1 rRNA gene is annotated in these 1574 nt (G+C 56.6%); it reads left to right on the top strand.

What is annotated here, in order from left to right:
• Positions 1 to 28: 28 nt before the first annotated feature.
• Positions 29 to 1574, top strand: a 23S ribosomal RNA gene (locus tag AF1_RS32470); the annotation flags it as partial.

Here is a 1574-nt window from a genome sequence, read left to right as displayed (position 1 = left end):
TCTGCGATTTGTTTTGATCGTTTCGTGTGTTCAAGTTTTTAAGGGCATACGGTGGATGCCTTGGCATCAGGAGCCGATGAAGGACGTGGGAGCCTGCGATATGCCTCGGGGAGTCGGCAACCAGACTTTGATCCGGGGATTTCCGAATGGGGAAACCTGGCACCCGTCATGGGGTGTCGCCGCCTGCTGAATGTATAGGCAGGTTGGTGGGAACGCGGGGAAGTGAAACATCTCAGTACCCGCAGGAAGAGAAAACAATAGTGATTCCGTGAGTAGTGGTGAGCGAAAGCGGAGGAGCCTAAACCGTGCGCGTGTGATACCTGGTAGGGGTTGCGTGTGCGGGGTTGTGGGATCATCCGGTTGGATCTACCAGTCCAGCGAAGAGTTACAAAATGTTGTGATAGCCGAACGGTATGGGATGGCCGGCCGTAGACGGTGAGAGCCCGGTAGGTGAAATCATGACGTCTCTTGGGTGTGTTCCCGAGTAGCACGGGGCCCGTGAAATCCCGTGTGAATCTGCCACGACCACGTGGTAAGGCTGAATACTTCCTGATGACCGATAGCGGACCAGTACCGTGAGGGAAAGGTGAAAAGTGCCCCGGTGAGGGGTCGTGAAATAGTACCTGAAACCGTGTGCCTACAAGCCGTCAGAGCGTCCTCACTGCCTTCGGGTGGTGTTCGTGATGGCGTGCCTTTTGAAGAATGAGCCTGCGAGTTATGGTGTGTGGCGAGGTTAACCGGTGGCGGGTAGCCGTAGCGAAAGCGAGTCTGAATAGGGCGTTTTCAGTCGCATGCTGTAGACCCGAAGCGGGGTGATCTAGCCATGGGCAGGGTGAAGCGCCGGTAAGACGGTGTGGAGGCCCGAACCCACCAGGGTTGAAAACCTGGGGGATGACCTGTGGTTAGGGGTGAAAGGCCAATCAAACTCCGTGATAGCTGGTTCTCCCCGAAATGCATTTAGGTGCAGCGTCGCGTGTTTCTTGCCGGAGGTAGAGCTACTGGATGGCTGATGGGCCCTACAAGGTTACTGACGTCAGCCAAACTCCGAATGCCGGTAAGTGAGAGCGTGGCAGTGAGACTGCGGGGGATAAGCTTCGTAGTCGAGAGGGAAACAGCCCAGATCATCGGCTAAGGCCCCTAAGCGTGTGCTAAGTGGGAAAGGATGTGGAGTTGCCGTGACAACCAGGAGGTTGGCTTAGAAGCAGCCATCCTTGAAAGAGTGCGTAATAGCTCACTGGTCAAGTGATTCCGCGCCGACAATGTAGCGGGGCTCAAGCACACCGCCGAAGCCGTGGCATTGACATGTGATGTGTTGATGGGTAGGGGAGCGTCCTGCAGCCGGTGAAGCCGCCGAGTGATCGAGTGGTGGAGGCTGTGGGAGTGAGAATGCAGGCATGAGTAGCGAGTCACACGTGAGAAACGTGTGCGCCGAATGACCAAGGGTTCCTGGGGCAGGCTAATCCGCCCAGGGTAAGTCGGGACCTAAGGCGAGGCCGACAGGCGTAGTCGATGGACAACGGGTTGATATTCCCGTACCCGCTGGTATGCGCCAACGCTGAACCCTCTGATGCTAA

Origin of the sequence: Actinomadura formosensis NBRC 14204, from assembly GCF_001552155.1 — a bacterium.
GTDB lineage: Bacteria > Actinomycetota > Actinomycetes > Streptosporangiales > Streptosporangiaceae > Spirillospora > Spirillospora formosensis.
The sequence above is the reverse complement of the archived record's forward strand: the minus strand, read 5'-3'. Positions and strand labels throughout refer to the sequence as shown.